The following is a 21,870-nucleotide window of genomic DNA, read 5'->3' as shown; positions in this document are numbered from 1 at the left end:
CGGACCCGCCGGGAGAGGCCCCAGGAGCGCCGCAGCGGACCGATCGCCCGGCTCTCACCCCTTTGATGCGGTACGGGGGAACGAGCGCTCCTGGACGCGGACAGGCGCTCAGGGGCACCGTCGCGGGCGGTCCCGCGTCACGCCCCTTCCCGCACGGCGCGGCGGCGGCGGAGCAACCAGGCGGCGACGACCCCGCCGACGAGGCCGAAGAGGTGGCCCTGCCACGAGATCCCGGGCTCGCTCGGCAGCGCTCCCCACAGGATCGAGTAGTACAGGACCGCCACGACGACCCCGAGCACGATGTCGAGTGCGCGCCGGTCGAACAGGCCGCGCGCGACGACGTACCCGAAGTAGCCGAAGACGAGGCCGCTGGCGCCGACCGTGAGCGTCCCCGGCGGGCTGGTCAGCCAGACGCCCACGCCGCTGACCAGGACGATGACGAGGCTGGCCGCCAGGAACCGGCCGACGCCGCGGATGGCGGCGACGAAGCCGAGGATGAGCAGGGGCAGCGAGTTCGCCATCAGATGGCCGAACCCGTCGTGCAGGAACGGGGCGAACAGGATGCCGACCAGGCCGTCGGGGTCGTGCGCGACGATGCCGTACCGGTCGAGCGCGCCGTCCTCGACGTAGTCCACGACCTCGACCGCCCACATGGCGCCGAGGAGGACGGTCATGACGATCGCGCTGCCGAGGGCTCCGCTCAGGAGACCGACCACGCGGTCGCGGGCCGACCGTCCGGCAGGGGGAACCGGTGCTCCGGACTCGTTCATCACTTCACGCTACGCACTGGAAGCCGCGGGTGCGGACCTCGCGGGGCACGATCCCACGGGCTCAGGACGGCCCCCAGGCGGTCGCGGGCTCCCCGTCCCCTCCCCGGGCTCGGGAGAGGGGACGGGGCGGGCGACGACGGCGTCAGGCGCCGGTCCACTTGGGCGCGCGCTTCTCCGCGAACGCGGCGGCGCCCTCCATCGCGTCGGCGGAGCCGAACACCGGGTTGGCGATCTCGCCCTGCTTGGCGAACATCTCCTCCCGCGACCAGTCGGCCGACTCGACGACGATCCTCTTGGTGGCGGCCAGCGCCAGGGGCGCGTTGGCCGCGATCGAACGGGCCAGCTCCAGGGCTCCGGCGAGCGCGCCGCCCTCCGGGGTGACCCGGTTCACCAGGCCCAGCTCGTACAGCCTGGCCGCCGGATAGTGGTCACCGGTCAGGGCGATCTCCATCGCCACGTGGAACGGGATGCGCCGGGGCAGCCGCATGATCCCGCCCGCGGCGGCGACCAGGCCGCGCTTGGGCTCGGGCAGCCCGAACTTGGCCGCCTCCGACGCGACGACGACGTCGCACGACAGCACCAGCTCGAAGCCGCCGGCCAGGGCGTACCCCTCGACCGCCGCGACGAGGGGCTTCTTCGGCGGGTTCTCGGTGAGACCGCCGAAGCCGCGGCCCTCGACGACCGGCATGTCGCCGCTGAGGAACCCCTTCAGGTCCATGCCCGCGCAGAACGTGCCGCCCGCTCCGGTGAGCACGATGGCGGAGACGTCCTTGCGCTCGTCCAGCTCGTCCATGGCGGCGGCGAGCCCGCGGGCCACCGGGCCGTTGATCGCGTTCCTGGCCTGGGGCCGGTTGATCGTGACGACGGCGACGCCGCCGTCGACCTCTACGAGAACCTCGTCAGACACGTGATCCACCTTGCTCACTTGGGCTGGAAGCGGATGGCGCCGTCGAACCGGATGACCTCGCCGTTCATGTAGTCGTTCTCGATCAGGCTGCGGACGAGGTGGCCGAACTCCGACGCCCGGCCCATGCGCTTGGGGAACGGCACCGGCGCGGCCAGCTTGGCCTTGAACTCATCGGCGTTCTTGTCGCCGATCTTGCCGTAGATCGGGGTGTCGATGATCCCGGGGCAGATCGTGAGCACGCGCACGCCGATCGCGGCGAGGTCGCGGGCGGCCGGGAGGGTCATGCCGATGATGCCGCCCTTGGACGCGGAGTAGGCCACCTGGCCGGTCTGGCCCTCGATGCCCGCGACCGAGGAGGTGTTGACGACCACGCCGCGCGCGCCGTCGGCGTCCACCGGCTCGGTCTTCGCCATCGCCGCCGCGCCGATGCGCATGAGGTTGAAGGTGCCGATCAGGTTGACCTCGATGACCTTGCGGTAGGACGCCAGGTCGTGCGGGGAGCCGTCCCGGTTGACCGTACGGGAGGCCCAGCCGATGCCGGCGCTGTTGATCACCGCGCGCAGGGGCTTGCCGGTGGCGACCGCGGCGTCGACCGCCGCCTGCACCGACGCCTCGTCGGACACGTCCGTCTGCGCGAACACGCCGCCGAGCTCGTCGGCGATCGCCTTGCCCCGCTCCGCGTTGAGGTCGGCGATGACCACCGTCGCGCCGACGCCCGCCAGCTCGCGTGCCGTCGCCTCGCCGAGGCCGCTGGCACCGCCCGAGATGATCGCTGCTGCTCCGTTGAGATCCATAGCCGGACCTTAACGCGCCAACCGAATGAAGTTCTACTCAGGGTGGGTCAAAATCGCGGTGTCCACGTCGGGGTAGACCTTCATGCGCCGGTCGAGGCCGGTCGTCCGCAGGATGCGCGCCACCGGCGGCTGCGGCGCGGCCAGGCACACGCCCCCGCCCTCGCTCGTCGCGAGCCGCCACGCCTCGATCAGCACGCTCAGCCCGCTGGAGTCCATGAAGGACAGGTCGGCGAGATCGAGGACGACGGTCGCGCCGTCCTGCATGATCGCGTCGCGTATCTCGTCGCGCAGTATCGGTGCGGTGAACAGGTCGAGCTCTCCCGCGACCACCACGACGACGGCGCCGGAGAGCGATCGACGCGCGAGCCGCAGCTTCATGGTGGACCTCCTCAGCGAGGCCACTTTACTTCGACATCACCGTGGGTGAAGTTCACCATCGTGATCAAACGGCCGGAACCGCGAAGCCGTACGGCAACTCGAGCCGGTGGGCGGAGAGCAGATCGGCGTCGGAGAGCAGGTCGCGGGTGGGGGCGTCGGCCGCGATCACCCCGGCGGACAGGATGAGCGACCGCTCGCACAGTTCCAGCGCGTACGGAAGGTCGTGCGTGACCATCAGCACCGTCACGTCCAGCTTCCGCAGGATCTCGGCCAGCTCGCGGCGGGCGGCGGGGTCGAGGTTGGACGACGGCTCGTCCAGCACGAGGATCTCCGGCTCCATCGCGAGCACCGTGGCCACCGCCACCCGTCTGCGCTGGCCGAACGAGAGGTGGTGCGGCGGCCGGTCGATCGCGTCCAGCATGCCGACGCGTTCGAGCGCGTCCCTGACCCGGCTGTCGAGCTCGGCGCCGCGCATCCCGAGGTTGGCCGGGCCGAACGCGACGTCCTCGCGCACGGTCGGCATGAAGAGCTGGTCGTCGGGGTCCTGGAAGACCAGCCCGACCCTGCGGCGGATCTCCTTCATCGTGTCCGCGCGCACGTCGAGCCCGGCCACGCGGACCGAGCCGTGCCCGGCGGCGAGGATGCCGTTGAGGTGCATGACCAGCGTCGTCTTGCCCGCGCCGTTGGGGCCGAGCAGGGCGACCCGCTCCCCCCGCCCGATCGTCAGGTCCACCCCGAACAACGCCTGGGTGCCGTCGGGGTACGCGTAGGCCAGGCCGCTGACCTCCAGCGACGGAACCGGGTGAGATGTCACGTGAGACTCCAGGAGAGTACGGCCGTCGCCGCGGCGAGGCCGGGGAGCAGCCCCGCGGCCCCCCACTGCCGAAGCGATGCCGACATGTCACGGATTATCGGCATCTCTCCGGTATACCCGCGGCTGAGCATCGCCAGATGCACCCGCTCGCCCCGCTCGTACGAGCGGATGAACAGCGCGCCGGCCGACTTGGCCAGCACCGGGATCTGCCGGACGTCCCTGGCGACGAACCCGCGCGACTCGCGGGCGACCCGCATCCGGCGCATCTCGTCCATGATCACGTCCATGTAGCGCAGCATGAACATGGCGATCTGCACCAGGAGTTGCGGCAACCGCAGCCGCTGCGCGCCGAGCAGCATCATCCGCGGCTCCGTGGTGGCCGCGAGCAGGATGGACGCGACGACGCCGAGGGTGGCCTTGGCCAGGATGTTCCACCCCGCCCAGAGCCCCTCGACGCTCAGCGACACGCCGAGGACCTCGACCCGCTCGCCCAGCCCGATGATCGGGATCGCGACGGCGAACAGCACGAACGGCACCTCGATCACCATGCGGCGCAGGACGAAGCCCGGCGGCACCCGCCCCGCCGCCGCGACGGCCGCCAGCATGACCGCGTACGCGGCGAAGGCCCAGAAGCTCTCGCGCGGCGTGGCGACGACCGCGACGGCGAACCCCGCCGCGGCGAGCAGCTTGCACTGCGGCGGCAACCGGTGGACCACCGTGTCGCCGGGCCGATAGAGCTGGTGGTGATGGCCCGCGCTCACGGCCGGGCCGCCCGCTCCGGACGTCCGGCCGCTTCGACCGCTTCCGGCGCGGCCTTGGTGCCTGCGGCGGGCAGGACGCCTTTCACGCGTCGGCCTTCACCCGGTTGCGTCGCCGCACCGCGTAGAAGACCGCCCCTCCGGCGACGACGGTCAGCCCGACCCCGGCGACGCCCGCGACGCCGAGGGACAGCCGCTCGTTCTCCACGCCCTTGACGGCGTAGTCGGCGAGCGGCCAGTTCGCGACGCCGCTCTCCTGCTCGCCCGCGTTGAAGCCCTTGTCCGCGGCCACCCGCTCCAGGCCGTCCGGGGAGCCGGAGGCGTAGAAGGAGACCACCCCGGCGAGCAGCACCGCGATCAGCCCGCCGCCGACCAGGATCGGCCGCAGGCCGCCCTTCGGGGCGGGCGCGGGCTCCTCGACCGGGACCTCGCCGTCGGCGGTCCGCAGCACCAGGTTGCGGCGCAGCCCGGCCGCGCCGTACACCAGGTCGGGCCGCACGGCGAGGACACTGCTGACGGTCAGCGCGGTGATCAGGCCCTCGCCCAGGCCGATCAGGACGTGTACGCCGCCCATCGCGGCGGCCACCGCCGCCACGTCGATCGGCGCCGTCCCCCCGATCCAGAACAGCAGGGTGAAGGCGAGCGCCGAGACCGGCACCGACACCGCGGCGGCGACGAACGAGCCGGCCACCACGGCGCCCCGGCTGCGCGGCGCGGCCCGGGTGATCAGGCGGAAGACGGCCCAGCCGACGACCGAGGTCACGACGGCCATCAGGGTGATGTTGATGCCGAGCGCGGTGAGCCCTCCGTCGGCGAAGAAGAAACCCTGCACGAGCAGGACCACCGCCACGCACAGGACCGCCGTGTACGGCCCGACGAGTATCGCGGCCAGCGCCCCTCCGAGCAGGTGACCGCTGGTGCCGGCGGCGACGGGGAAGTTGAGCATCTGGACGGCGAAGATGAACGCCGCGACGAGGCCCGCCATCGGGGCCGTGCGGTCGTTCAGCTCGTTTCGCGCGCGTTTGAGGCAGACGGCCACACCGGCGGCGGCGAAGGCTCCTGCCGCGACGGAAACGGGAGCATTGAAGAACCCATCGGGTACATGCACGGCAAGCCTCCGAAATGCGCGACTGCCACAACTTTAGGACATGGCCTAGCAGTTGCAAATGGTTCGCATTAGCGATCGAACGGCTCGTATCAGCGATTTCCGCGGAGGAGTCTACGCAGGACGGTGCGCAAGTACGTGAGTGGGGTGACGACGCGCACCGAGGCGCTGAGCCGGCGGTTGACCGCCGTCGCGTACGGCCGGGCGCTCCATCGGACCGGGCCGCTCCACCAGGTCGCGAGGGCGGGCAGTCGCCCCAGGTCGCCGATCTTGACGGGGAATCGGACGGGCGGTCCGCCCACGTCGAGCTCCAGATAGGAGTCCCAGGTGCCGGCGGCGGGCCATCGTGTCACCGCCCGGAACGCCCTCACCGTCGTGGGGCGGGCCGCCACCCGCCACTCCCGCCCCGAACGCCGCTCCCGCCAGACCAGGTGGCGCACCGCCACCGCGGCGGGCTCGCCGGCCACCTCGACCACGCCGTCCACGCGCAGCCCGTCGCGTCCCCAGCCCGCCCCCGCCAGCCGTACGGACACCGGGACCCGGGCCAGGTGCCCGCCGACGTCGACGCTGAGGTTGCCGTACTGCCGGGTGAGGTACGGCAGGGTGACTACCCCGCACGTGAAACGCGGCTCAGGACGGTCCACGCCGGGCGCCCGCTCGCTCCCGAGCCGGGCCAGCCTGCGCACGCCCTCGCAGTCCACGGCCGCGTACACGTCCCACATCCCCGACGGCAGCGCGGCCACCGGGATCGACACGCTGAACAGGTCGGCCACCCTGGTGATCGGGACGCGCCTCTCCCTGCGCGAGGCGCGCTCGCGCAGCAGGAGGGACGCGTCCCCCTCGAAGCCGTCCAGGGAGACGTGCCCGCCGATCATCAGGCGGTCTCCGTCCCATTCGAGCGCGGTCAGCCGGTGGTGGAGGGTGGCCGTCTCGACGCGGGCCAGCCGTACGAGCCGGTCGAGGTCGTGCAGGGACTCGGCGCGTATCCGGTCGGCCGCGCCGAGCCGTTCGATCACGCCCTCGGTGAGCCACTCGGCGCAGATGTCGGCGGCCTCGAACGCGATCTTCTCGCGGTCGGCCTCGTCCGCGGCGAGGAAGGGAGCGCCGAGCTGGTCGAACACGTCGAGCCTGAAGTGCCGCAGCAGCAGATGGTCGCGAAGCGGGCCGGGTGGGATGTGCCGCGCCATGAGCCCGATGGGGACGCGGGCCATCCGCAGCCAGGCGAGCGGGTCGCGGCTGCCCTGCTCCTGCATGACGCTGCTGCCGTCGGGACGGGAGACCAGGTGGTAGCAGTCGTAGTCGGACACGACCGAGATCACGTCCGCGTGGCAGTAGGCGTGGGCGGTGAAGACCATGTCCTCGCCCACGCGCAACGTCTCGTCGAACCGGATGCCGTGCCGGTCGAGCATCTCCCTGCGGAAGAGCTTGAAACAGAGCAGGCTGTTGTAGACCGTGCTCCCCAGCAGGGTGACCTGGTCGGCGCTCTCGCGGAACATCGACTCCGGCGCCCGGCGACCGTGCCCGACGATCTTGCCGAGGACGATGTCGGACCCGTTGCGGTCGGCCGCCGCGAGCATCCGGCTCAGCGCCTCCGGCCCCAGGTAGTCGTCGGAGTCGCAGAAGAAGACGTACCGCCCGCGCGCGTGGGCGAGAGCACGGTTGCGCGGGCTGCCGGGAGTGCCGGAATGCTCCTGGTGGACCACCCGGATCACACCGGGGTGGTAGGCCGCGTAGAGGTCCAGGAGCGACCGTGTGTCGTCGCTCGACCCGTCGTCGACGACCACGATCTCCTTACTGACGCGCTGGATCAGCAGCGAGACGAGACATCGGTCGAGATACGCGCGGCAGTTGTACGTCGGCACCAGGATGCTGACGTCGACCGGGCACTCACTCTCCGTCTCCATCACGAATCATTATGTGACGGCAGCCCGCTCCATAAGGGGCCAATGGCAAGCTCTTGACCCTTCGCCCCCATCCCGCGGGTTTCAGCGGCCGACCGGTCGCCGTCCGGATGCCGTACGAACGGGTGCCGGTTCCCGTCCGGAGGCCCGCGGCCGTCGGGTCACCGCCGTACGGCGCGTGAAGACGGCGAGCCGTCACCGGAACACCTTCCCGGGCTCCCCTCACCTGGTATGTGGCCGGGTTCGCAACGTCCCGACGGCGGCGGAGGCCCTCGACGAGCACTCCCGGAGAGGTCAGGGTGGATAACAGACAGCGGGTCGCGAACCATCCGGTGGTTTCGTGCGTCTCACTCGCACCCCCTTGATCGTTGTGGAGCCATCGTGTCGCCGCGCCTCGCCGCCATCGCCGTCTCGCTCATCTCCGGCGCGATCATCGCCGTCTCCGTGTTCGCGATCGTGCTCGTACTCGACCCGCGGTCGGCCGCTCCGCCGGCCACCCCGCCCGTCGCCCGGGGGGACGGCGGCGAGAGCGACCGCCCGAACCTCGTGATGGAGGAACCGCCCCCGCCCGCCGACGCCTCGGGAGCCGTCGAGGAACGGACCGAGGCCGGCCTCCGGCAGGCCGCCCAGACCACGCTGGACCTCTACTCGTCCGGGGCGTACGGGCAGTTCTGGGACGCCTGGACGGCCGACGCGCGGAGGTTGATCTCGCGGGACGACTACCTGCGCCTGTTCGAGCTGTGCAGGCCGATCGCCGAGAACATCCCGTTCGAGATCAAGGGCGTGACGCTCGACGGCGACATCGCCGACGTCCAGGTGGCCCACTTGTTCTCCGCGTTCACCTATCAGTTCGCGTACGAAGGCGGCCGCTGGAGGTACATCCCCGACGAGCAGGCGCAGGCGGCCTACAGGTCCGAGACCGTCGACCAGATGGCCGCCGCGAGACGCGCGGCCAAAGGCTGCGCCGAGTGACCCGGGCTAGGCGGGCATCCGGGCGGGCAGGGCCGTGATGAACCAGCCGAGCACCGGCAGCAGGCTTCGATCAGACGCCGACGTTCGCCCTCGGAAAGCCTGGCCAGCCTGCGCATGAGATCGATCTCCTCAGGTGTGGACCCGCGCCTGGCCACCGCCGTCAACCCGGTCCGCCGGGCCAGATCGCCGATCGAGTAGAGCGCGTCGCCGTCCATGCCCCCAGCCTCGTATCTCCCCTTGGTGGAGGCGCAAGCCGTATGGCAGGGGGCCGGGACTGACAGGGGGCCGGGACGCGGGACGGGGTCGGTCGGGCGGCTGATCGCCGTCGCCCGCGAACGACCCGGCTCGCTCAGCCTGCCGCTCGATGGACGCCGATCAGGGCGTGTCCAGGCCGAGCCACTCGGCCACGGTCATGGTGAGCGCCTCCGCGGGGACGCGAAAGGGCAGGACGTACGGGATGACGAGGACATCACCGTCGGCGCTGGGCAGGACGGTGGCGATGGTGTCTGGGCGGGGCGGAGAGATGATCACAATGCTGTCCAGTGTGGCAGAGGGGTACGACAGATTCGGCCACCGCGAGCGTCGTCGCCGCCGCCACCACACGGCCCGGCGGCGTCGTCACGAAGCGGAGGCCTTGGCCTTCCACCCCTCCTCGGCCCACACGCCTGACAACGACGTCACCCCCAGCAGCCGCCCGGCCGGGGACGAACCCGGAGCCTCTGCTCGGCAGGGGGAAGGCATTCCGAAGGCTTGGCTACTCTTCGGAGCATGGCGGATGTGATCATCGAGCGGCACCACGACGACTGGCTGCCGGCAGGACGGACTCTGACGCGGACGATCGAAGATGTCCTCGGTGACGCCGCGTCGCGCGTGGAGCACATCGGCAGCACCTCGATCCCCGCCATGGACGCCAAGCCGATCTTCGATCTGCAGGTGAGCGTGGCGGACCTGGACAAGGCGGAACGCGAGTTCGCCCCCGTCCTCGCGGCGCAGGGGTTCACGCTCTCGCCGTATCGCTTCGACCATGTGCCGGCCGGTCGCGACGACCCGCGAGAACTTTGGACCAAGCGCTTGTGGATCCGGCGTGGAGGCCCCGGGCCGGACGTCAACCTGCACGTCAGGCTTCTCGGCTCACCGAACGAACGCCTGGCCCTGCTGTTCCGCGACTGGTTCCGAGCGCGACCGCAGGCGGTGGCGGCCTATGCGCGTTTCAAGCGGTTGCTGGCGGGGGTCACCCCCGACGTCGGCACCTACGCCGACGTGAAAGACCCGGTGGTGGACCTCGTCATCGTGGCCGCCGAAGAATGGGCCGAGCGCACCGATTGGCGGCCATGACGGTCGAAGGCGCCGCACCGCGCGGTTCCTGTGGGCTGACCGCGGACATCAGCGCCAGAGGAAGTTCGCCTGCCAGATCATGTCGGCGGTGTAACCACCGCTGCAGACAACGGTGAGGAGGACCTCCGGGGATCTGCCGTCTTTGCCCAGGCATACCTGGGTGTCGGCGAACGGGGAGGGCATACGGTGCGTCCGCCGGAACACCGTCCCCTTGCCGGGCACCGAGATCTTCTGCCACAGGGCGATTTCGTCGCCGCAGGGCCGGAGAGTAGCGACGGCCAGGCCGCCGGGCGCTTGCGAAGCGGAATCCGCGAGGCATTGCCCCGTCAGTTTGTTCTGCAACTTGATGACATCCATTCTGCCGACCCTGGGGAACACCTCCTTCCAATACTGTGAATCCTTGTGATACGAGCAGCAGTTCAACCGGATGAAGCCGGGAATGGTCCCGTCGCTCATTTGCACGTCGATGGTGCGGAGGCTGCCCTTCTTGTCCCTCGTGATCCCCTGAAGGTGGAAGTACCCCGCGGGTAAGGCGTTCGCGGGTGTCGCCATGGGGACGACGAGTCCGGCCGCGAGAATCATGACGACGGCGAGGATCCGCGTGAACTTCACGCTGAGAATGCGACCGCTCATGCCTCTTCTCCCCTCTCGGTACGGCGGAGGCGTGTCATTCGTGACACCCGTCACCGGTGGAAGGAAGGGAAGGACCACGAGGTCCGATGCCCGTCACCGCGTACCCCACCGGCACGGCCGACGCGGGCAGGCGAGGGGAGTGCCACCTCCGAACGGTAGGTCCCGGGGACGACTGAAGTGAATACGTGCCAGCACGGAGATTTCCTCCCGGAGGCCGGACGCGACGCCCTCGACGGTGAAAACAAGTGTCAGAGGAAATCGCCGATGTCGCGACGCCGTAAGCCCGGCCCCCACCGGGAAAATCGAACCCGGAGCTTCTCTTCGGGCGTGCTGTGGACGGCCCTTCCGGCCGATGGGTTCGAAAAACAATGGACGGCGACTCCCCCGGCGCATGGGAGGATGATCTCAATTCCAACCGGTCGGCTCCGGCGAAGGGATCTCGGATGAGTTCGGTCACCGGCGTGATGGTCGCCCACTACGACGAACTGCTGGACGAGCTGCGTCAGATGGATCCCTACATCACCGAGGCGATGGCGTGGGTCGTGGTGCGGGGACGCGACGCGCCGTTGACGGTCGACGATGTGGTGAGCCGGCTCGGCGGCGACCCCGGAACCGTCACGCGACGCCCGCCGCTGCCGCTCGCGGGGGATTCAGGGGCCGCGGCTTTCGAGCAGCGCGGCGACGATGTGCTGATCGTCGCGTCCAACACCTACGGCTTCAGCCGTCCGGACGTGCTGGCCGCGCTGACAGAGGGCGCGCAGGCGTGGGGCTTCTGGTGGCTGGTCAACAACGCGCACGAGCTGTTCTACTCGGCGGACGGACGGCTGATCACCACGGTCCGCATTCCCGACTTCGACAGGTCCGTCCCCTGCGGAGGCGAGAACCCTCGGGCCCTGGACTCGCACCTGGACGGCTTGCAGGCCTTGGCTGAGGAGAAACACGAGGACGACGAAGCAGGCGACTACGGCATGACCTACCCCGACCACCCCACCGCCCTCGCCACCGTGGAGGCGATGACCGGGGTACGGCTGGAGGCGAGCTGGTTCATGCGAGAACAACGCTGCGTCAGCCGGGCGCCGAGGTTGAGCTGACCCGGCGGCTGGGCAGTGGAGCCGGCGAAGCTCGTGCGGGCCCCCGCCGAACCCTCCGCCGTACAGACCTCGTTGGATTCCGTCGCGTACCCGGGATCTGGAACACAGAGGCCCTGCCAGGCGACACGATCGAAACGCACATCCTCTTTCTACTCATGGGAGCTGTTGATGTCGGTCCGCCGAATCGTCCCCAACGTCCAGTCCGAAGCCCTGGAGGAGAGCGCGAAGTTCTACGGGCTCCTGGGCCTGGAGGAAGTCATGAACCTCGGCTGGATCAGGACCTTCGCCTCTCCGTCCGCTCCCACGGCACAGGTCAGCGTCATGACCGGCGACAAGACGGCACCCGTCATCCCCGACATGAGCATCGAGGTGGACGACGTGGACGCCGCCTACGCGGCCGTGCGGGAGAGCGGCGCGGAGATCGTGCATCCCCTCCAGGATGAGGAGTGGGGAGTGCGCCGGTTCTTCGTCCGGGACCCGAACGGCCGTGTGGTCAACGTCCTGGCGCACCGATGACCGAGGCGATCACTGTCACAGGAGCGGTTCTCGCCGTCCGGGTCCGCCACTAACCGGCTTTGGCGCACGTACGTGTACGGTCGTGCGGCTTGAAGCCGAGGCCGCGGTAGAGGCGCCGGGGAATCGGATAGGCGGAGTCGCCGCGAGGACGGACGGTCGCGGTGTTCGCCCCAAGTCCTTGGCCGTACACCAGGCGGCATTCGGCGAGCCGGCCGCAGGCCGGAAGCGTCGTACGGCATAAGGCCGGCGCCCGCGCCGGATGCGCGTCGGCGTCCGCAGAGCCGCCCGATCACAACGCCGGGACGAGATCACCTCCGGCGTCCGTCGAACACGTCCACGATGTCCCGGATCACGTCCAGGATCCTGCGGGCACGATGGGCCGATGACTGGGAGTTCTTCCAGCGGTAGCGGCGGTCGGCCTCGCCGTCGTCGCCTGCGCACTTGCGGTGGTCGACGACCAGGTGCGTGCCGTCCGGCTGCCACGATCTCGTGTCCACGCACTGGGCGCTCCCGCGCGGGTAGTCGCGCTTCGTGGACAGGGAGATTCCCACCACGACGGCCACGGCAAGAGCCACGAAGACCAGCAAGCTGCGCAAAATTCTGCGGGTGCGGGGGTGCAGTGGCGGCGACTCCGGCGGCGGCTCAGGCTCACGGAGCCTCGCGGGCACGAAGGGCTCGTCCTCGGGCTCGCTCTGAGGCACGGTCATCAATCCTCCTGGGCGCACGATTCGAGAGCATCAGCTCTTCTCGGCACCCGCAGCCTTGTTTCGATCACTTGTGGACCACTTGCACCTGGCAGGAGCGCCCGCGACAACTCGTCGGCGGTGTCCCGGCCTGCTCAGGTGGGGGAGGCGGACCGGTGGGCTGTGCCCGTGTGAGACGACGTTGCTGTACGGGCTGCTGTACAGCAGTCGTCCTTGCGCCTCGTGGTCAGGCTTTTGTCGGAGGCGACTGCCATCATCAGAGCAGCCCACGAACCGGGGAGACCGATGGGAAAACTGATCCTGGAAATGACCATGTCGCTGGACGGCTTGACCGCAGCGCCGAAGGTCAGCGTCGACCACCCCTTGGGCGAGGACGGTGAACGCCTACACGGCTGGCTGGGCATCGATGGAAGCCCGGTAAGCGAAACAGACCGCGAGATCTCTGCCGAGATGTTCACCGATACGGGAGCGTTCATCTTCGGTAGGCGTACGTTCGATGTGGGTGAAGGCCCGTGGGGCGACGACGGCACTTTCGGCATGCCGTGCTTCGTGGTCACCAACCGCCCCCGGGAACAGCTGGTCAAGGGTCGCACGACCTTCACTTTCGTCACGGACGGCATCGAGAGCGCGCTCGAACAGGCCAGGGCGGCGGCCGGCGACAAGGACGTCATCGTGATCGGCGGGGCGGAGGTTGCTCGGCAGTACCTGGCGGCCGGTCTCATAGACGAGGTACGCATCCACCTGATGCCGGTGCTGCTCGGCGCCGGCACTCGGCTCTTCGACAGTGGCCCCCGCCTCCAACTGGAGCGCACGAGGCTGGTCGAATCACCGGCGGTCACCCACCTGACCTTCCGTGTTACGGGGTCGCCCCAGAAGACCCGCTGACCAGATGTGCGGGCGGAGCCACGCTCGGCGCCCCGCCGCTGACCGCCGTCGCCCCGCCCAAGCGAGCCGTCGGCGCGATGGCCGTGAAACTCCTGCTGCGCCGCCCGCGCAGCGCGCCTGCGCTGCCGGTCCGCCACGTCGAACTGCTGCCCGAGCCGAAGGTCCGCGCCTCCCGCGGCGCCGCACCGGCCGGCTGACCGGCTCAGGCCCGGGCGGCGCGTTCGATCGCCACCTCCACCCCGTCGAGCAGGTGGTCCAGGCCGGCGCGGAAGTCGTCGTCCGGACCGGCCCCCGGGTGGGGGGCGAACACCCCGGCCTCGACGGCGCGGGCCAGCGCTGGGAACCGGCCGGGGTCGGCGAGCTCGGCGAGCAGCGCGGCGTACGCCTCATCGGCCCTCTCCTCTGGTTCGGCGGTCATGAACGTCAGGAGCTGGGCCGCGCCGCGCACGTAGTGCAGCACCAGCATGACCACCGAGAACCGGGCCCGCGGGTCCAGCGGCGTGCCGCCGAGGGACCGCAGCGCGGCGTCCAGCCAGGCGAGCTGGCCTGGGTCGACCGGCGGGGAGTTCACCAGCTGGATGATCCACGGATGCCGCAGGTAGACGCCGAGCAGCTCGACGGCCCACCGGGTGAGTGAGCCGCGCCAGTCGGCCGGCGCCGTGCCGAACTCCGGCGGCGGGCCGGGCGCGGCGGCCAGCATGAACAGCTGCAGGTCGTCCTTGCCGGCCACGTGCCGGTACAGCGACATGGGCGCGCAGCCGAGCCGTTCGGCGAGCCGAGCCATGGACAGCGCGGCCAGGCCCTCCTCGTCGGCGAGGGCGACGGCCTCCGCCACGATCCGCTCCAGGCTGAGCGCGGGCGTGCGTCCCCGCCCCTTCGGCTTGGCCCGCCCCCACAGCACGTTCAGCGCGTGCGGCAGCTCGTCTCCGATTTCGTCCGGCATTCCAGGGAGCTTACCAGTTTGCGTATGGCCTACGCGTTGCGTATATAGTACGCATTGAGCGTATGACATACGCATCCACTCGACCGTCCCCCCGGGAGCCGTCATGCACACGACGATCGACAGTCCTCCGCCGGTACCGGCCCGCCGGCGTCCGTGGTGGCGGCGCCGCTGGACGGTGCCGCTCGGCCTGGTCACGGCCGGGTTCCTCGCGTTCTCGCTGCCGCCGTACCTGACCGGAGACCCGTCGCTGTCCCGGGTGCCGCAGCCAGAGGGGTTCGGCCTGCACTACCCGCTGCTCGTGGCGCACGTGCTGTTCGCCTCGGTCGCCATGGTCACCGCGTTCTTCCAGGTGTGGCCGTGGTTCCGCCGGCGACACCAGGTGTGGCACCGGCGCGCCGGGCGGGTCTACGTGTTCGCCGGGGTGCTGCCGGCCGGGCTGACCGGCCTGGTCATCGGGGCGCGCACCCCGTTCGGGCCGTTCCTCGCGGTCAGCGACGTGCTCCTCGCCTTGTTGTGGCTCGCCTTCACCGTGGCGGGCTGGCGCGCCGCCCGCGCCCGCCGGTACGCCGACCACCGGCGCTGGATGCTGCGCAGCGCCGTGCTGACCTACTCCATCATCACCAACCGCGTGTGGACCGGGATCCTGATCATCGCCCTGCCCCCGCTGCAGGACACCGTCTTCCACGGCGACCCCGACCTGATGGCGTGGACGATCTCCGGGCTGTCCGGCTGGCTCGGCTGGACGATCCCGCTGCTGGCCGTGGAGTGGTACCTGGAGCGCGAGGTGGCCCGCCGCGGCCGCCGCACCGCTCTCGCGACCTGATCCCGGAACGATCCCGGGCCGATCCCGGAACGACCGCCCGCCCCGGAACCGCCGCCGCCGGTTCCGGGGTGTTCGCGTTTGCGGCCTTGGGGAATCGAACCTCAGACCTTCTGTTTACAAGGTCCCCAAACGATCTCCAAGATCGTTCAGAACCGTTCGCCGTGCTGGGTGGCAGAGGTCTGGCTGTTCAAGTTCGTTCGGCTCAGTTCGTGATCGTCCTCCCGGGTGGCTCCCAAGGTGGCTCCCAGAACGGCCTACTCGTACAGATGGGCGGCGTGGATCTGGAGAGCGAGCGACTGCCATTTCAGAGGGTCGACATCTTCCGCGAACGGAGCACCTTCCCGGATGCAGCCGTCCTGAAGCCATCGGGCCCAGGCTCGAAGGAAATCGCCGATGTCCGTGCTGCTCCAGCGGCTTTCGACGAACCGCTTACCTTCACGGACTTGCCGTTCGCACTCTGCGCGGTCTGCATCGAAGTCATCCGCCATACTCTTCAGGTAGGCGGCGAAATCACGTACGTCATGAACGCGCGCGACGTTTACGGGTAGCTCACGCGGCGGTGTCATGACGACGAGGGTAAAGGGCGGGCTGTCAGCTTGGGAACTGCATCGATCACGGCCCGTTGAGGCGCTGAGCTGGTCGGAAGGCCGGTCCTGAGTGACCGTGGTTGACCCCTCGTTACCCCCTTAATGGCCCGCTAATGGCCCGACGATCAGGGTAACGCTTTGACTGGTAGGGCGCCCGGGCTTGAACCTGGAACCTACGGATTAAAAGTGGAGGTCCATCTTCGGGCCGCTGCGGCTATGACCTTGGGTTTCGTGCCGTAGTCCTGGTCGACTGCTGGTCACAATCCGCACATGTTCCGGATCTTGCTTACCTGGACGACCGCCTTGGGCGCGCACCCGACCCTGATGGAACTGCCCATACGTCCTCGTCCTTGACGGGCACCCCCTGGGCGCGGAGATGTTCGGGACCCGGCGCGGGGGCATCCCCATCAATCCTCGTCGTCGGAGTCGTCGGCGTCAGGATCGCGCAAGGCGAGGGATGATGCCCTGCTCACCACGGCCCTTCGATCTTGGTCTTGCCAGATGATGAAGATTATCTCGCAACCCTTCGGCGGGCGAGGCGTTCAGGCTGGAGCTGTGGATCTTTTCAGGACTTCGCCAATCCGGCTGGGGTGCACGGTGGGCGATTTCGGTATGCGTGGTGATCTATGGAAGGATTTTCCCATGGCATCCGTTAAGCAGATTCAAGTCGCCTTCGATTGCGCTTCACCTGAGCGTGTCGGTCGCTTCTGGTGCGAGGTGTTGGGGTATGTCGCGCCGGCACCGCCTGAGGAGTTCGCCAGTTGGGACGACTTCAATCGCACGCTGCCGCCCGAGCAGCGGGACTCATGGTTCGCATGCAGCGACCCCTCGGGTGTCGGTCCGCGGCTGTACTTCCAGCGCGTTCCCGAAAGCAAGGTCGCCAAGAATCGGCTGCACCTTGACGTGCGGGTCGGCACCGGACTCGTCGGTGCAGAGCGCCTGGCAACCCTCGAGGCCGAATGCGCACGATTGATCACTCTCGGCGCGAAACGCGTGCGGCTCCTGCCCGCCGATGAAGAAAACGAGTCGTGCCTCGTGATGCAGGACATCGAGGGCAACGAGTTCTGCCTGAGCTGACGAATGTCTACCTCGTTGAACGCGACACAGACCTGACTCGCTGATCGGCTCCCACGGGGAAGGCTGTCCGTCAGCTCTCCCTTCGTACCGCGCCGCTGTCGATCTCGGGAAGATCGGGGATCTCGCCGAGTTCGCGCAGTCCCTCGGAAGGCCCGGGCGAAGCGATGGCATAGCGGCCCAGGAAATTCACGTGGGCGGGCTGAGCCGGGCGACTGCACGCGGTGATCAGACACGTTCCTCGGTGAGCCAGGGTGAGGAACGAACCCTGGATCGTCGATCGCCCCCAACCATGTGCGGCGTCCAGCCATGCTGTGGCGATCGTAGGGCTGCAGTGACCGGCGGGCGGCGACGGAGGCCATTTCCGGCGCCCTGTTGGGGCAACGGAAGCGGGTGGCTCCCAGGGTGGCTCCCAACGACGCCGAAGAGACCAGATGAGCCGCGAAAGCACAAGGCCCCTGACCGCGAACCCGCTGGTCAGGGGCCTTCACTACAAGAGCCGCCTTGGGGAATCGAACCCCAGACCTTCTGTTTACAAGACAGATGCTCTGCCGATTGAGCTAAGGCGGCGTGCCGCCCACGAGTTTAGTGGGCCGAAGGCCCAACCGTCACCGACGTTTCACCGGCGACGGTTGCGGGCGATCTCATAGAGGGCGATGCCGGCGGCGACGCCCGCGTTGAGCGACTCGGCGGCGGCGTTCATCGGGATGCGGACGACCTGGTCACACGACTCGCGCACCAGGCGGGACAGCCCCTTGCCCTCGGAGCCGACCACCACGACCAGCGGCTCCGCGGCCAGCTCGACATCGCCGACATCGATGGACGCGTCGCCGTCGAGGCCGATGACGAACAGGCCGCTCTCGCGGTACGTCTGGAGCGCCTGGGTGAGGTTGGAGGCGCGCGCGACCGGCAGGTTGGCCAGCGTGCCGGCCGACGTCTTCCACGCCCCGGCCGTGACACCGGCGGAACGGCGGGCCGGCACGAGCAGGCCGTGTGCGCCGAACGCGGTGGCCGACCTGGCGATGGCGCCGAGGTTGCGCGGGTCGGTCACGCCGTCGAGGGCGACGATCAGCGGCACCTCGGCCGCGTCCTGCGCCCGCTCCACGAGGTCCGACGGGTGGGCGTACTCGTACGCCGGGATCTGCAGCCCCAGCCCCTGGTGGACGTTGCCCTCGGTCAGCCGGTCGAGCTTCTCCCGGGAGACCTCCAGGAGCGCGATGCCCCGATCAGCGGCGATCTTGATCGCCTCGCGGACCCGGTCGTCGTTCTCGATGCGCTGCGCGACGTAGAGGGCGTTCGCGGGAACGCCCGCGCGCAGCGCCTCCACCACCGGGTTACGGCCGCCGATGACCTCCGGCGCGTCCTCGCGGCGCGCCTTCGGCTGCGGACGGCCGGGACGCGCGATGCCGGCGGCCTCGCGCTCGATCCGCTCCGCACGCGACTTGTCCTTGAACCAGTGGCGCATGTGAGCGGGCGGCGTCGCGCCCCTGCCCTGCAGCGTACGCTTGCCCTTGCCGCCCGTTCCCTTGGTCGCACCCTGCCGCCGACCAGAACCCTTACCCGCCATGCTGTCTAGGGTAGGGGCACGACGGGGGAGCGTCTGACAAAAGGCTGCCCCACCCCGAGCGGCCGGGCAGCCATTTGTGGGACACGACCTAGCGTGCCAACTCCCAGCGCGGCCCCTGAGGCGTGTCCTCGACCACCACGCCGGCGGCGGCGAGCTGCTCGCGGATGGCGTCGGCGGCGGCGTAGTCCTTGCGGGCCCGGGCCGCCTGGCGCTGCTCCAGGGCGACCGCGACCAGACCGTCCACGACCTCGCGCAGCCCGGAGTCGCCCGTGCCGCGCCACTGCTTGGAACGCGGGTCGAGGCCGAGCACGTCGAGCATGTTCTGCGTCTCGGCCAGCAGCCGCGCGACCTGCTCCTTGTTGCCCTGGGCCAGCGCGACGTTGCCCTCGCGTACGACCTCGTGGATCACGGCGAGCGCCTGCGAGACGTTGAGGTCGTCGTTCATCGCGTCCACGAACGCCTGGGGCAGCGGGGCCACGGCGTCCACGTCGTGGATCACCTCGGCCGCGCGCGTGACGAAGCCCTCGACGCGGCGGTATCCGGCGGCGGCCTCCAGCAACGCCTCCTCGGAGTAGTCGATCTCCGAGCGGTAGTGCGCCGCGACCAGGTAGTACCGCAGCTCGACCGCACGCACCTTGCGCAGCATGTCGGGGATGAGCAGCGAGTTGCCCAGCGACTTGCTCATCTTCTCGCCGCCCAGCTTGAGCATGCCGTTGTGCAGCCAGTAGCGGGCGAAGCCGTCGCCCGCGGCCTGCGACTGGGCGATCTCGTTCTCGTGGTGCGGGAAGATCAGGTCGACCCCGCCGCCGTGGATGTCGAACGTGCCGCCCAGGTATTTCGTCGCCATGGCGGAGCACTCAAGGTGCCAGCCGGGCCGGCCGCGGCCCCACGGAGTGGGCCACGTCGGCTCGCCGGGCTTCGCGCCCTTCCACAGTGCGAAGTCGCGCGGGTCGCGCTTGAGCGAGTCGGTGTCGGTGTCCCCCGCCCTCCGCATGTTCTCCAGCTTCTGGTTGGAGAGCTTGCCGTACCGGTCGGCGTAGGACACCACGTCGAAGTAGACGTCACCGCCCACGGCGTAGGCGTGCCCCTTGTCGATGAGCCGGCGCATCAGCTCGACCATCTCGGGGACGTGGCCCATGGCACGCGGCTCGACCGTCGGCGGCAGGCATCCGAGCTGGTCGTACGCCCAGGTGAAGGCCCGCTGGTTGCGCTCGGCGACGACGAACCACGGCACGCCCTCGTCGGAGGCCACCCGGATGATCTTGTCATCGAGGTCGGTGACGTTGCGGCAGAAAGTGACCTCGTATCCCAGACGGGTCAGCCACCGCCGGAGCACGTCGAAGTTGACGCCAGAGCGAATGTGACCGATGTGCGGCGGAGCCTGGACGGTCGCACCACACAAATACATCGAGACCCGGCCGGGCTCGACCGGTACGAAATCACGGACCGTGCGCGTGCTGGTGTCGTAGAGGTTCAGGCTCACGAAGCAAGGCTAATGCCTCACGCCGCACCAGAGGCCGACTTGTGGACCGGTGAAGCCGGCCCGAGTGAACCGGCGTCTCGGTCGCACCAGGGGACACCCCGGCATAAGCCGGAAAACGCTCAGCGGAGATACACCTTTTGCGGCTTTATGTGGATGATCACCCGCTCGTTGTCCGGGTGCGGCTCCTCCCAGGAGCGTCCGGCGTACTTGAGGGACAGTTCCTCGATCAACGCGCCCGAAGGGTCGTCCTCCATCTCGACCGTGCCCCGGACCTCGGCGTACCTGTACGGGTTCGCCGGGTCGATCACGACGATGGTGGCCCGCGGGTCGCGCTCGAAGTTCCGGTGCTTGCGGCGGCCCTTCACCGTGGAGAAGAGGATGTCGTCCCCGTCGGTCCTGACCCAGACGACCGACGCCTGCGGCGCGCCGTCGGGGTTGAGGCTCACGACCGTCGCGAAGTTCTTTCCGTCGAAAAGCTCGCGCACCCCGTCAGGCAACATCGTTTCCTCCGGTCCTCCTGGCATGATTTGCCGATCATGTTACTTGTCGTCCGAGATCGGCGGGGTGCTCCCATTCTGTAGGCTCGAAATGCCATGGACGCCTCTCCCCCCTCGGCGGCAGGCCCCGCCTCCCGCCCGCCCGCATCCCCATCCGGGGGTCTTTCGCTCGCGCTTCGCCGCCTGGCGGTCGCCGTCGCGGCTCTCGCGGTCGCCCTGCTCGCCGCGGCGGCCTGCGTGCTCTCCTTCGACGACATGCGTGATCTGGCGATCGCCGGTCAGGCGGAGCCGCGTTTCGCCTACCTGTACCCCGCCGCCTTCGACGCGCTGCTGGCCGTCGGGTTGATCAGCGTTCCGCTGGTGCGCACCGCCCGGCCGCTGCTCCGCGTACAGGCCGGCCTCATCCTGGCCCTGCTGATGGCCGCCGCCGCGACCATTACCGCCGCCACGGCGACGGGGGCCATTCCCGACCCGAGGCAGGCCGCCATCGTGGTGGCCCTGCTCCCGTGGGTGATGCTGAGCGTCGGGCTGTGGCTGCTGCTGATCCTCGCCAAGCAGGCTCAGGCGTACTGGTCCGACCGCGACCCCTCGGCGGACGCCGCCGAGATCGTCCCCTTCGAGGCCGACGAGCGGCCCGTCACGGTCGCGGACGCTCCCGCCGTCGACCGCGCGGAGCCCCCCGCCCCGCCCGTACGGCTCACGCCGGAGACCCGGGCCGAGACACGCGTACGCCCCGAGCCCCGTGAGGAGCCCGCGCCGAGCGCGGATGCGGAGCCGCAGGCACCGACCGCGGACGCGGAGCCGGAGGCATCGCGCGCGGATGCTGAGCCGGATGCGGAGCCGGAGGCGGAGAGGCGCGGCCGGCCGGTGCGGTGGGGCGACCTCGTCCGGCCGCACACCGGCGACGTCCTCGTCCATCCGCTCCCGAACAGCGCCCCTTCCGCGGAGCCGGAGGCGCGGCGGGACGCCCCCGAGGACACGCCCGCCGAGAAGCACCCCGACGAGACCACCGAGCCCGGCGGCGAAGCGGGTCCGGGCGAGCAGCCCGGGCAGGAGAACGGAAGCGCGCGCGAGGAGACCCGCGGGACGGAGGCGGAGGTGGACACCCAGCCGCTCCGCAGGCTTTCCGACGTCCCCGACCCGGCCCACGGATCCGAGGCCGCGGACGACGAGGAGATCCGGCAGGCCGATCGCCGGCCGTACGGCACGGCGGAGGAGGCGGACGAGCCGATGCCGGCCGACCCGCCGTCCGGGCGGATGCGCAGCACCCCGCTCCCGCCGGACTGACCGGCCCAGGACGCGCGAGAAGGCCCGTACGGCCCTCCGGTACTCC

The 21,870-nt window shown here is 69.9% G+C and carries 24 protein-coding genes and 1 tRNA gene; 8 read left to right on the top strand and 17 right to left on the bottom strand.

Annotated elements, in window-relative coordinates:
• Nucleotides 1–137: 137 nt before the first annotated feature.
• From AWQ70_RS12575 to AWQ70_RS12540, 8 genes are all read right to left on the bottom strand, one after another.
• Complete coding sequence (locus AWQ70_RS12575) at nt 138–770, bottom strand: rhomboid family intramembrane serine protease (RefSeq protein ID WP_067174700.1); 633 nt, start codon at nt 768–770, stop codon at nt 138–140.
• A 142-nt stretch (nt 771–912) separates the two neighbouring features.
• On the bottom strand, nt 913–1,677 hold the full coding sequence (locus tag AWQ70_RS12570) for a crotonase/enoyl-CoA hydratase family protein (protein ID WP_067175012.1): 765 nt from the start codon (nt 1,675–1,677) through the stop codon (nt 913–915).
• 14 nt (nt 1,678–1,691) lie between these two features.
• Entirely contained in the window at nt 1,692–2,471 is a 780-nt protein-coding gene (locus AWQ70_RS12565; RefSeq protein WP_067174697.1) for an SDR family NAD(P)-dependent oxidoreductase, read from the bottom strand.
• Nucleotides 2,472–2,504: 33 nt separating this feature from the next.
• Nucleotides 2,505–2,849, bottom strand: a complete 345-nt coding sequence (locus AWQ70_RS12560) for an STAS domain-containing protein (protein ID WP_067174694.1) — start codon at nt 2,847–2,849, stop codon at nt 2,505–2,507.
• Between the two features lie 64 nt (nt 2,850–2,913).
• Complete coding sequence (locus tag AWQ70_RS12555) at nt 2,914–3,663, bottom strand: energy-coupling factor ABC transporter ATP-binding protein (protein ID WP_218004509.1); 750 nt, start codon at nt 3,661–3,663, stop codon at nt 2,914–2,916.
• Complete coding sequence (cbiQ, locus tag AWQ70_RS12550; protein ID WP_067174690.1) at nt 3,660–4,424, bottom strand: cobalt ECF transporter T component CbiQ; 765 nt, start codon at nt 4,422–4,424, stop codon at nt 3,660–3,662. Before cbiQ ends, AWQ70_RS12555 begins: the two co-directional genes overlap by 4 nt.
• An 82-nt stretch (nt 4,425–4,506) precedes the next feature.
• Complete coding sequence (locus tag AWQ70_RS12545; RefSeq protein WP_067174687.1) at nt 4,507–5,529, bottom strand: energy-coupling factor ABC transporter permease; 1,023 nt, start codon at nt 5,527–5,529, stop codon at nt 4,507–4,509.
• 89 nt (nt 5,530–5,618) lie between these two features.
• A complete protein-coding gene (locus AWQ70_RS12540) occupies nt 5,619–7,430 on the bottom strand; it encodes a glycosyltransferase family 2 protein (protein WP_067174683.1) in 1,812 nt (603 codons plus the stop codon).
• Nucleotides 7,431–7,808: 378 nt separating this feature from the next.
• On the opposite strand from AWQ70_RS12540, the gene AWQ70_RS12535 reads away from it, so the two are divergent.
• Entirely contained in the window at nt 7,809–8,399 is a 591-nt protein-coding gene (locus AWQ70_RS12535) for a hypothetical protein (RefSeq protein ID WP_067174680.1), read from the top strand.
• Between the two features lie 375 nt (nt 8,400–8,774).
• Here AWQ70_RS12535 and AWQ70_RS38795 read toward each other — a convergent pair whose 3' ends face one another.
• Complete coding sequence (locus AWQ70_RS38795; RefSeq protein WP_157530032.1) at nt 8,775–8,930, bottom strand: hypothetical protein; 156 nt, start codon at nt 8,928–8,930, stop codon at nt 8,775–8,777.
• 237 nt (nt 8,931–9,167) lie between these two features.
• Between AWQ70_RS38795 and AWQ70_RS12530 the strand changes: the two genes are divergently transcribed.
• The gene (locus tag AWQ70_RS12530) at nt 9,168–9,734 is read left to right on the top strand and encodes a GrpB family protein (RefSeq protein WP_084516924.1); all 567 of its coding nucleotides are present in this window, start codon (nt 9,168–9,170) and stop codon (nt 9,732–9,734) included.
• Nucleotides 9,735–9,782: 48 nt separating this feature from the next.
• On the opposite strand, the gene AWQ70_RS12525 is transcribed toward AWQ70_RS12530, so the two are convergent.
• Complete coding sequence (locus AWQ70_RS12525) at nt 9,783–10,367, bottom strand: hypothetical protein (protein ID WP_067174676.1); 585 nt, start codon at nt 10,365–10,367, stop codon at nt 9,783–9,785.
• 443 nt (nt 10,368–10,810) lie between these two features.
• On the opposite strand from AWQ70_RS12525, the gene AWQ70_RS12520 reads away from it, so the two are divergent.
• Complete coding sequence (locus AWQ70_RS12520) at nt 10,811–11,458, top strand: hypothetical protein (RefSeq protein WP_067174671.1); 648 nt, start codon at nt 10,811–10,813, stop codon at nt 11,456–11,458.
• 168 nt (nt 11,459–11,626) lie between these two features.
• Nucleotides 11,627–11,974, top strand: a complete 348-nt coding sequence (locus AWQ70_RS12515; protein ID WP_067174668.1) for a VOC family protein — start codon at nt 11,627–11,629, stop codon at nt 11,972–11,974.
• Nucleotides 11,975–12,282: 308 nt separating this feature from the next.
• Here AWQ70_RS12515 and AWQ70_RS12510 read toward each other — a convergent pair whose 3' ends face one another.
• Nucleotides 12,283–12,681, bottom strand: coding sequence for a hypothetical protein (locus tag AWQ70_RS12510; protein WP_067174665.1), 399 nt, complete (start codon nt 12,679–12,681; stop codon nt 12,283–12,285).
• Between the two features lie 282 nt (nt 12,682–12,963).
• Between AWQ70_RS12510 and AWQ70_RS12505 the strand changes: the two genes are divergently transcribed.
• Nucleotides 12,964–13,563, top strand: coding sequence for a dihydrofolate reductase family protein (locus AWQ70_RS12505; protein ID WP_067174661.1), 600 nt, complete (start codon nt 12,964–12,966; stop codon nt 13,561–13,563).
• Between the two features lie 202 nt (nt 13,564–13,765).
• Here AWQ70_RS12505 and AWQ70_RS12500 read toward each other — a convergent pair whose 3' ends face one another.
• Entirely contained in the window at nt 13,766–14,506 is a 741-nt protein-coding gene (locus AWQ70_RS12500; RefSeq protein WP_084516922.1) for a TetR/AcrR family transcriptional regulator, read from the bottom strand.
• Nucleotides 14,507–14,609: 103 nt separating this feature from the next.
• Between AWQ70_RS12500 and AWQ70_RS12495 the strand changes: the two genes are divergently transcribed.
• Nucleotides 14,610–15,329, top strand: coding sequence for a DUF2306 domain-containing protein (locus tag AWQ70_RS12495; protein ID WP_067174658.1), 720 nt, complete (start codon nt 14,610–14,612; stop codon nt 15,327–15,329).
• 254 nt (nt 15,330–15,583) lie between these two features.
• Here the strand turns inward: AWQ70_RS12495 and AWQ70_RS38790 are convergent, their stop codons facing one another.
• Nucleotides 15,584–15,895, bottom strand: coding sequence for a hypothetical protein (locus AWQ70_RS38790; protein ID WP_157530031.1), 312 nt, complete (start codon nt 15,893–15,895; stop codon nt 15,584–15,586).
• Nucleotides 15,896–16,558: 663 nt separating this feature from the next.
• On the opposite strand from AWQ70_RS38790, the gene AWQ70_RS12485 reads away from it, so the two are divergent.
• Entirely contained in the window at nt 16,559–16,993 is a 435-nt protein-coding gene (locus AWQ70_RS12485) for a VOC family protein (RefSeq protein WP_067174652.1), read from the top strand.
• A 494-nt stretch (nt 16,994–17,487) separates the two neighbouring features.
• Here the strand turns inward: AWQ70_RS12485 and AWQ70_RS12480 are convergent.
• From AWQ70_RS12480 to AWQ70_RS12465, 4 genes are all read right to left on the bottom strand, one after another.
• Nucleotides 17,488–17,560 (bottom strand) — tRNA-Thr (locus AWQ70_RS12480).
• 49 nt (nt 17,561–17,609) lie between these two features.
• Complete coding sequence (gene rlmB, locus AWQ70_RS12475) at nt 17,610–18,557, bottom strand: 23S rRNA (guanosine(2251)-2'-O)-methyltransferase RlmB (protein ID WP_067174649.1); 948 nt, start codon at nt 18,555–18,557, stop codon at nt 17,610–17,612.
• 88 nt (nt 18,558–18,645) lie between these two features.
• Nucleotides 18,646–20,040, bottom strand: coding sequence for a cysteine--tRNA ligase (cysS, locus tag AWQ70_RS12470; RefSeq protein WP_067174645.1), 1,395 nt, complete (start codon nt 20,038–20,040; stop codon nt 18,646–18,648).
• A 119-nt stretch (nt 20,041–20,159) separates the two neighbouring features.
• Complete coding sequence (locus AWQ70_RS12465) at nt 20,160–20,540, bottom strand: PPOX class F420-dependent oxidoreductase (protein ID WP_067174642.1); 381 nt, start codon at nt 20,538–20,540, stop codon at nt 20,160–20,162.
• 93 nt (nt 20,541–20,633) lie between these two features.
• Here AWQ70_RS12465 and AWQ70_RS12460 point away from each other — a divergent pair, with 93 nt between their 5' ends.
• Nucleotides 20,634–21,824 (top strand): DUF2637 domain-containing protein, encoded by a 1,191-nt coding sequence (locus AWQ70_RS12460; RefSeq protein WP_067174639.1) that lies wholly within the window; start codon nt 20,634–20,636, stop codon nt 21,822–21,824.
• Nucleotides 21,825–21,870 lie beyond the last annotated feature (46 nt).

Origin of the sequence: Microtetraspora niveoalba, from assembly GCF_001570405.1 — a bacterium.
Taxonomy (GTDB): domain Bacteria; phylum Actinomycetota; class Actinomycetes; order Streptosporangiales; family Streptosporangiaceae; genus Microtetraspora; species Microtetraspora niveoalba.
The sequence above is the reverse complement of the archived record's forward strand: the minus strand, read 5'-3'. Positions and strand labels throughout refer to the sequence as shown.

Bases quoted from the DNA above. Each gene is read 5' to 3' on its own strand.
- AWQ70_RS12575 (WP_067174700.1), bottom strand. From the start codon at position 770: ATGAACGAGTCCGGAGCACCGGTTCCCCCTGCCGGACGGTCGGCCCGC.
- AWQ70_RS12565 (WP_067174697.1), bottom strand. From the start codon at position 2,471: ATGGATCTCAACGGAGCAGCAGCGATCATCTCGGGCGGTGCCAGCGGC.
- AWQ70_RS12560 (WP_067174694.1), bottom strand. From the start codon at position 2,849: ATGAAGCTGCGGCTCGCGCGTCGATCGCTCTCCGGCGCCGTCGTCGTG.
- AWQ70_RS12540 (WP_067174683.1), bottom strand. From the start codon at position 7,430: ATGGAGACGGAGAGTGAGTGCCCGGTCGACGTCAGCATCCTGGTGCCG.
- AWQ70_RS12530 (WP_084516924.1), top strand. From the start codon at position 9,168: ATGGCGGATGTGATCATCGAGCGGCACCACGACGACTGGCTGCCGGCA.
- AWQ70_RS12525 (WP_067174676.1), bottom strand. From the start codon at position 10,367: ATGAGCGGTCGCATTCTCAGCGTGAAGTTCACGCGGATCCTCGCCGTC.
- AWQ70_RS12520 (WP_067174671.1), top strand. From the start codon at position 10,811: ATGAGTTCGGTCACCGGCGTGATGGTCGCCCACTACGACGAACTGCTG.
- AWQ70_RS12515 (WP_067174668.1), top strand. From the start codon at position 11,627: ATGTCGGTCCGCCGAATCGTCCCCAACGTCCAGTCCGAAGCCCTGGAG.
- AWQ70_RS12510 (WP_067174665.1), bottom strand. From the start codon at position 12,681: ATGACCGTGCCTCAGAGCGAGCCCGAGGACGAGCCCTTCGTGCCCGCG.
- AWQ70_RS12505 (WP_067174661.1), top strand. From the start codon at position 12,964: ATGGGAAAACTGATCCTGGAAATGACCATGTCGCTGGACGGCTTGACC.
- AWQ70_RS12500 (WP_084516922.1), bottom strand. From the start codon at position 14,506: ATGCCGGACGAAATCGGAGACGAGCTGCCGCACGCGCTGAACGTGCTG.
- AWQ70_RS12495 (WP_067174658.1), top strand. From the start codon at position 14,610: ATGCACACGACGATCGACAGTCCTCCGCCGGTACCGGCCCGCCGGCGT.
- AWQ70_RS38790 (WP_157530031.1), bottom strand. From the start codon at position 15,895: ATGACACCGCCGCGTGAGCTACCCGTAAACGTCGCGCGCGTTCATGAC.
- AWQ70_RS12485 (WP_067174652.1), top strand. From the start codon at position 16,559: ATGGCATCCGTTAAGCAGATTCAAGTCGCCTTCGATTGCGCTTCACCT.
- rlmB (WP_067174649.1), bottom strand. From the start codon at position 18,557: ATGGCGGGTAAGGGTTCTGGTCGGCGGCAGGGTGCGACCAAGGGAACG.
- AWQ70_RS12465 (WP_067174642.1), bottom strand. From the start codon at position 20,540: ATGTTGCCTGACGGGGTGCGCGAGCTTTTCGACGGAAAGAACTTCGCG.
- AWQ70_RS12460 (WP_067174639.1), top strand. From the start codon at position 20,634: ATGGACGCCTCTCCCCCCTCGGCGGCAGGCCCCGCCTCCCGCCCGCCC.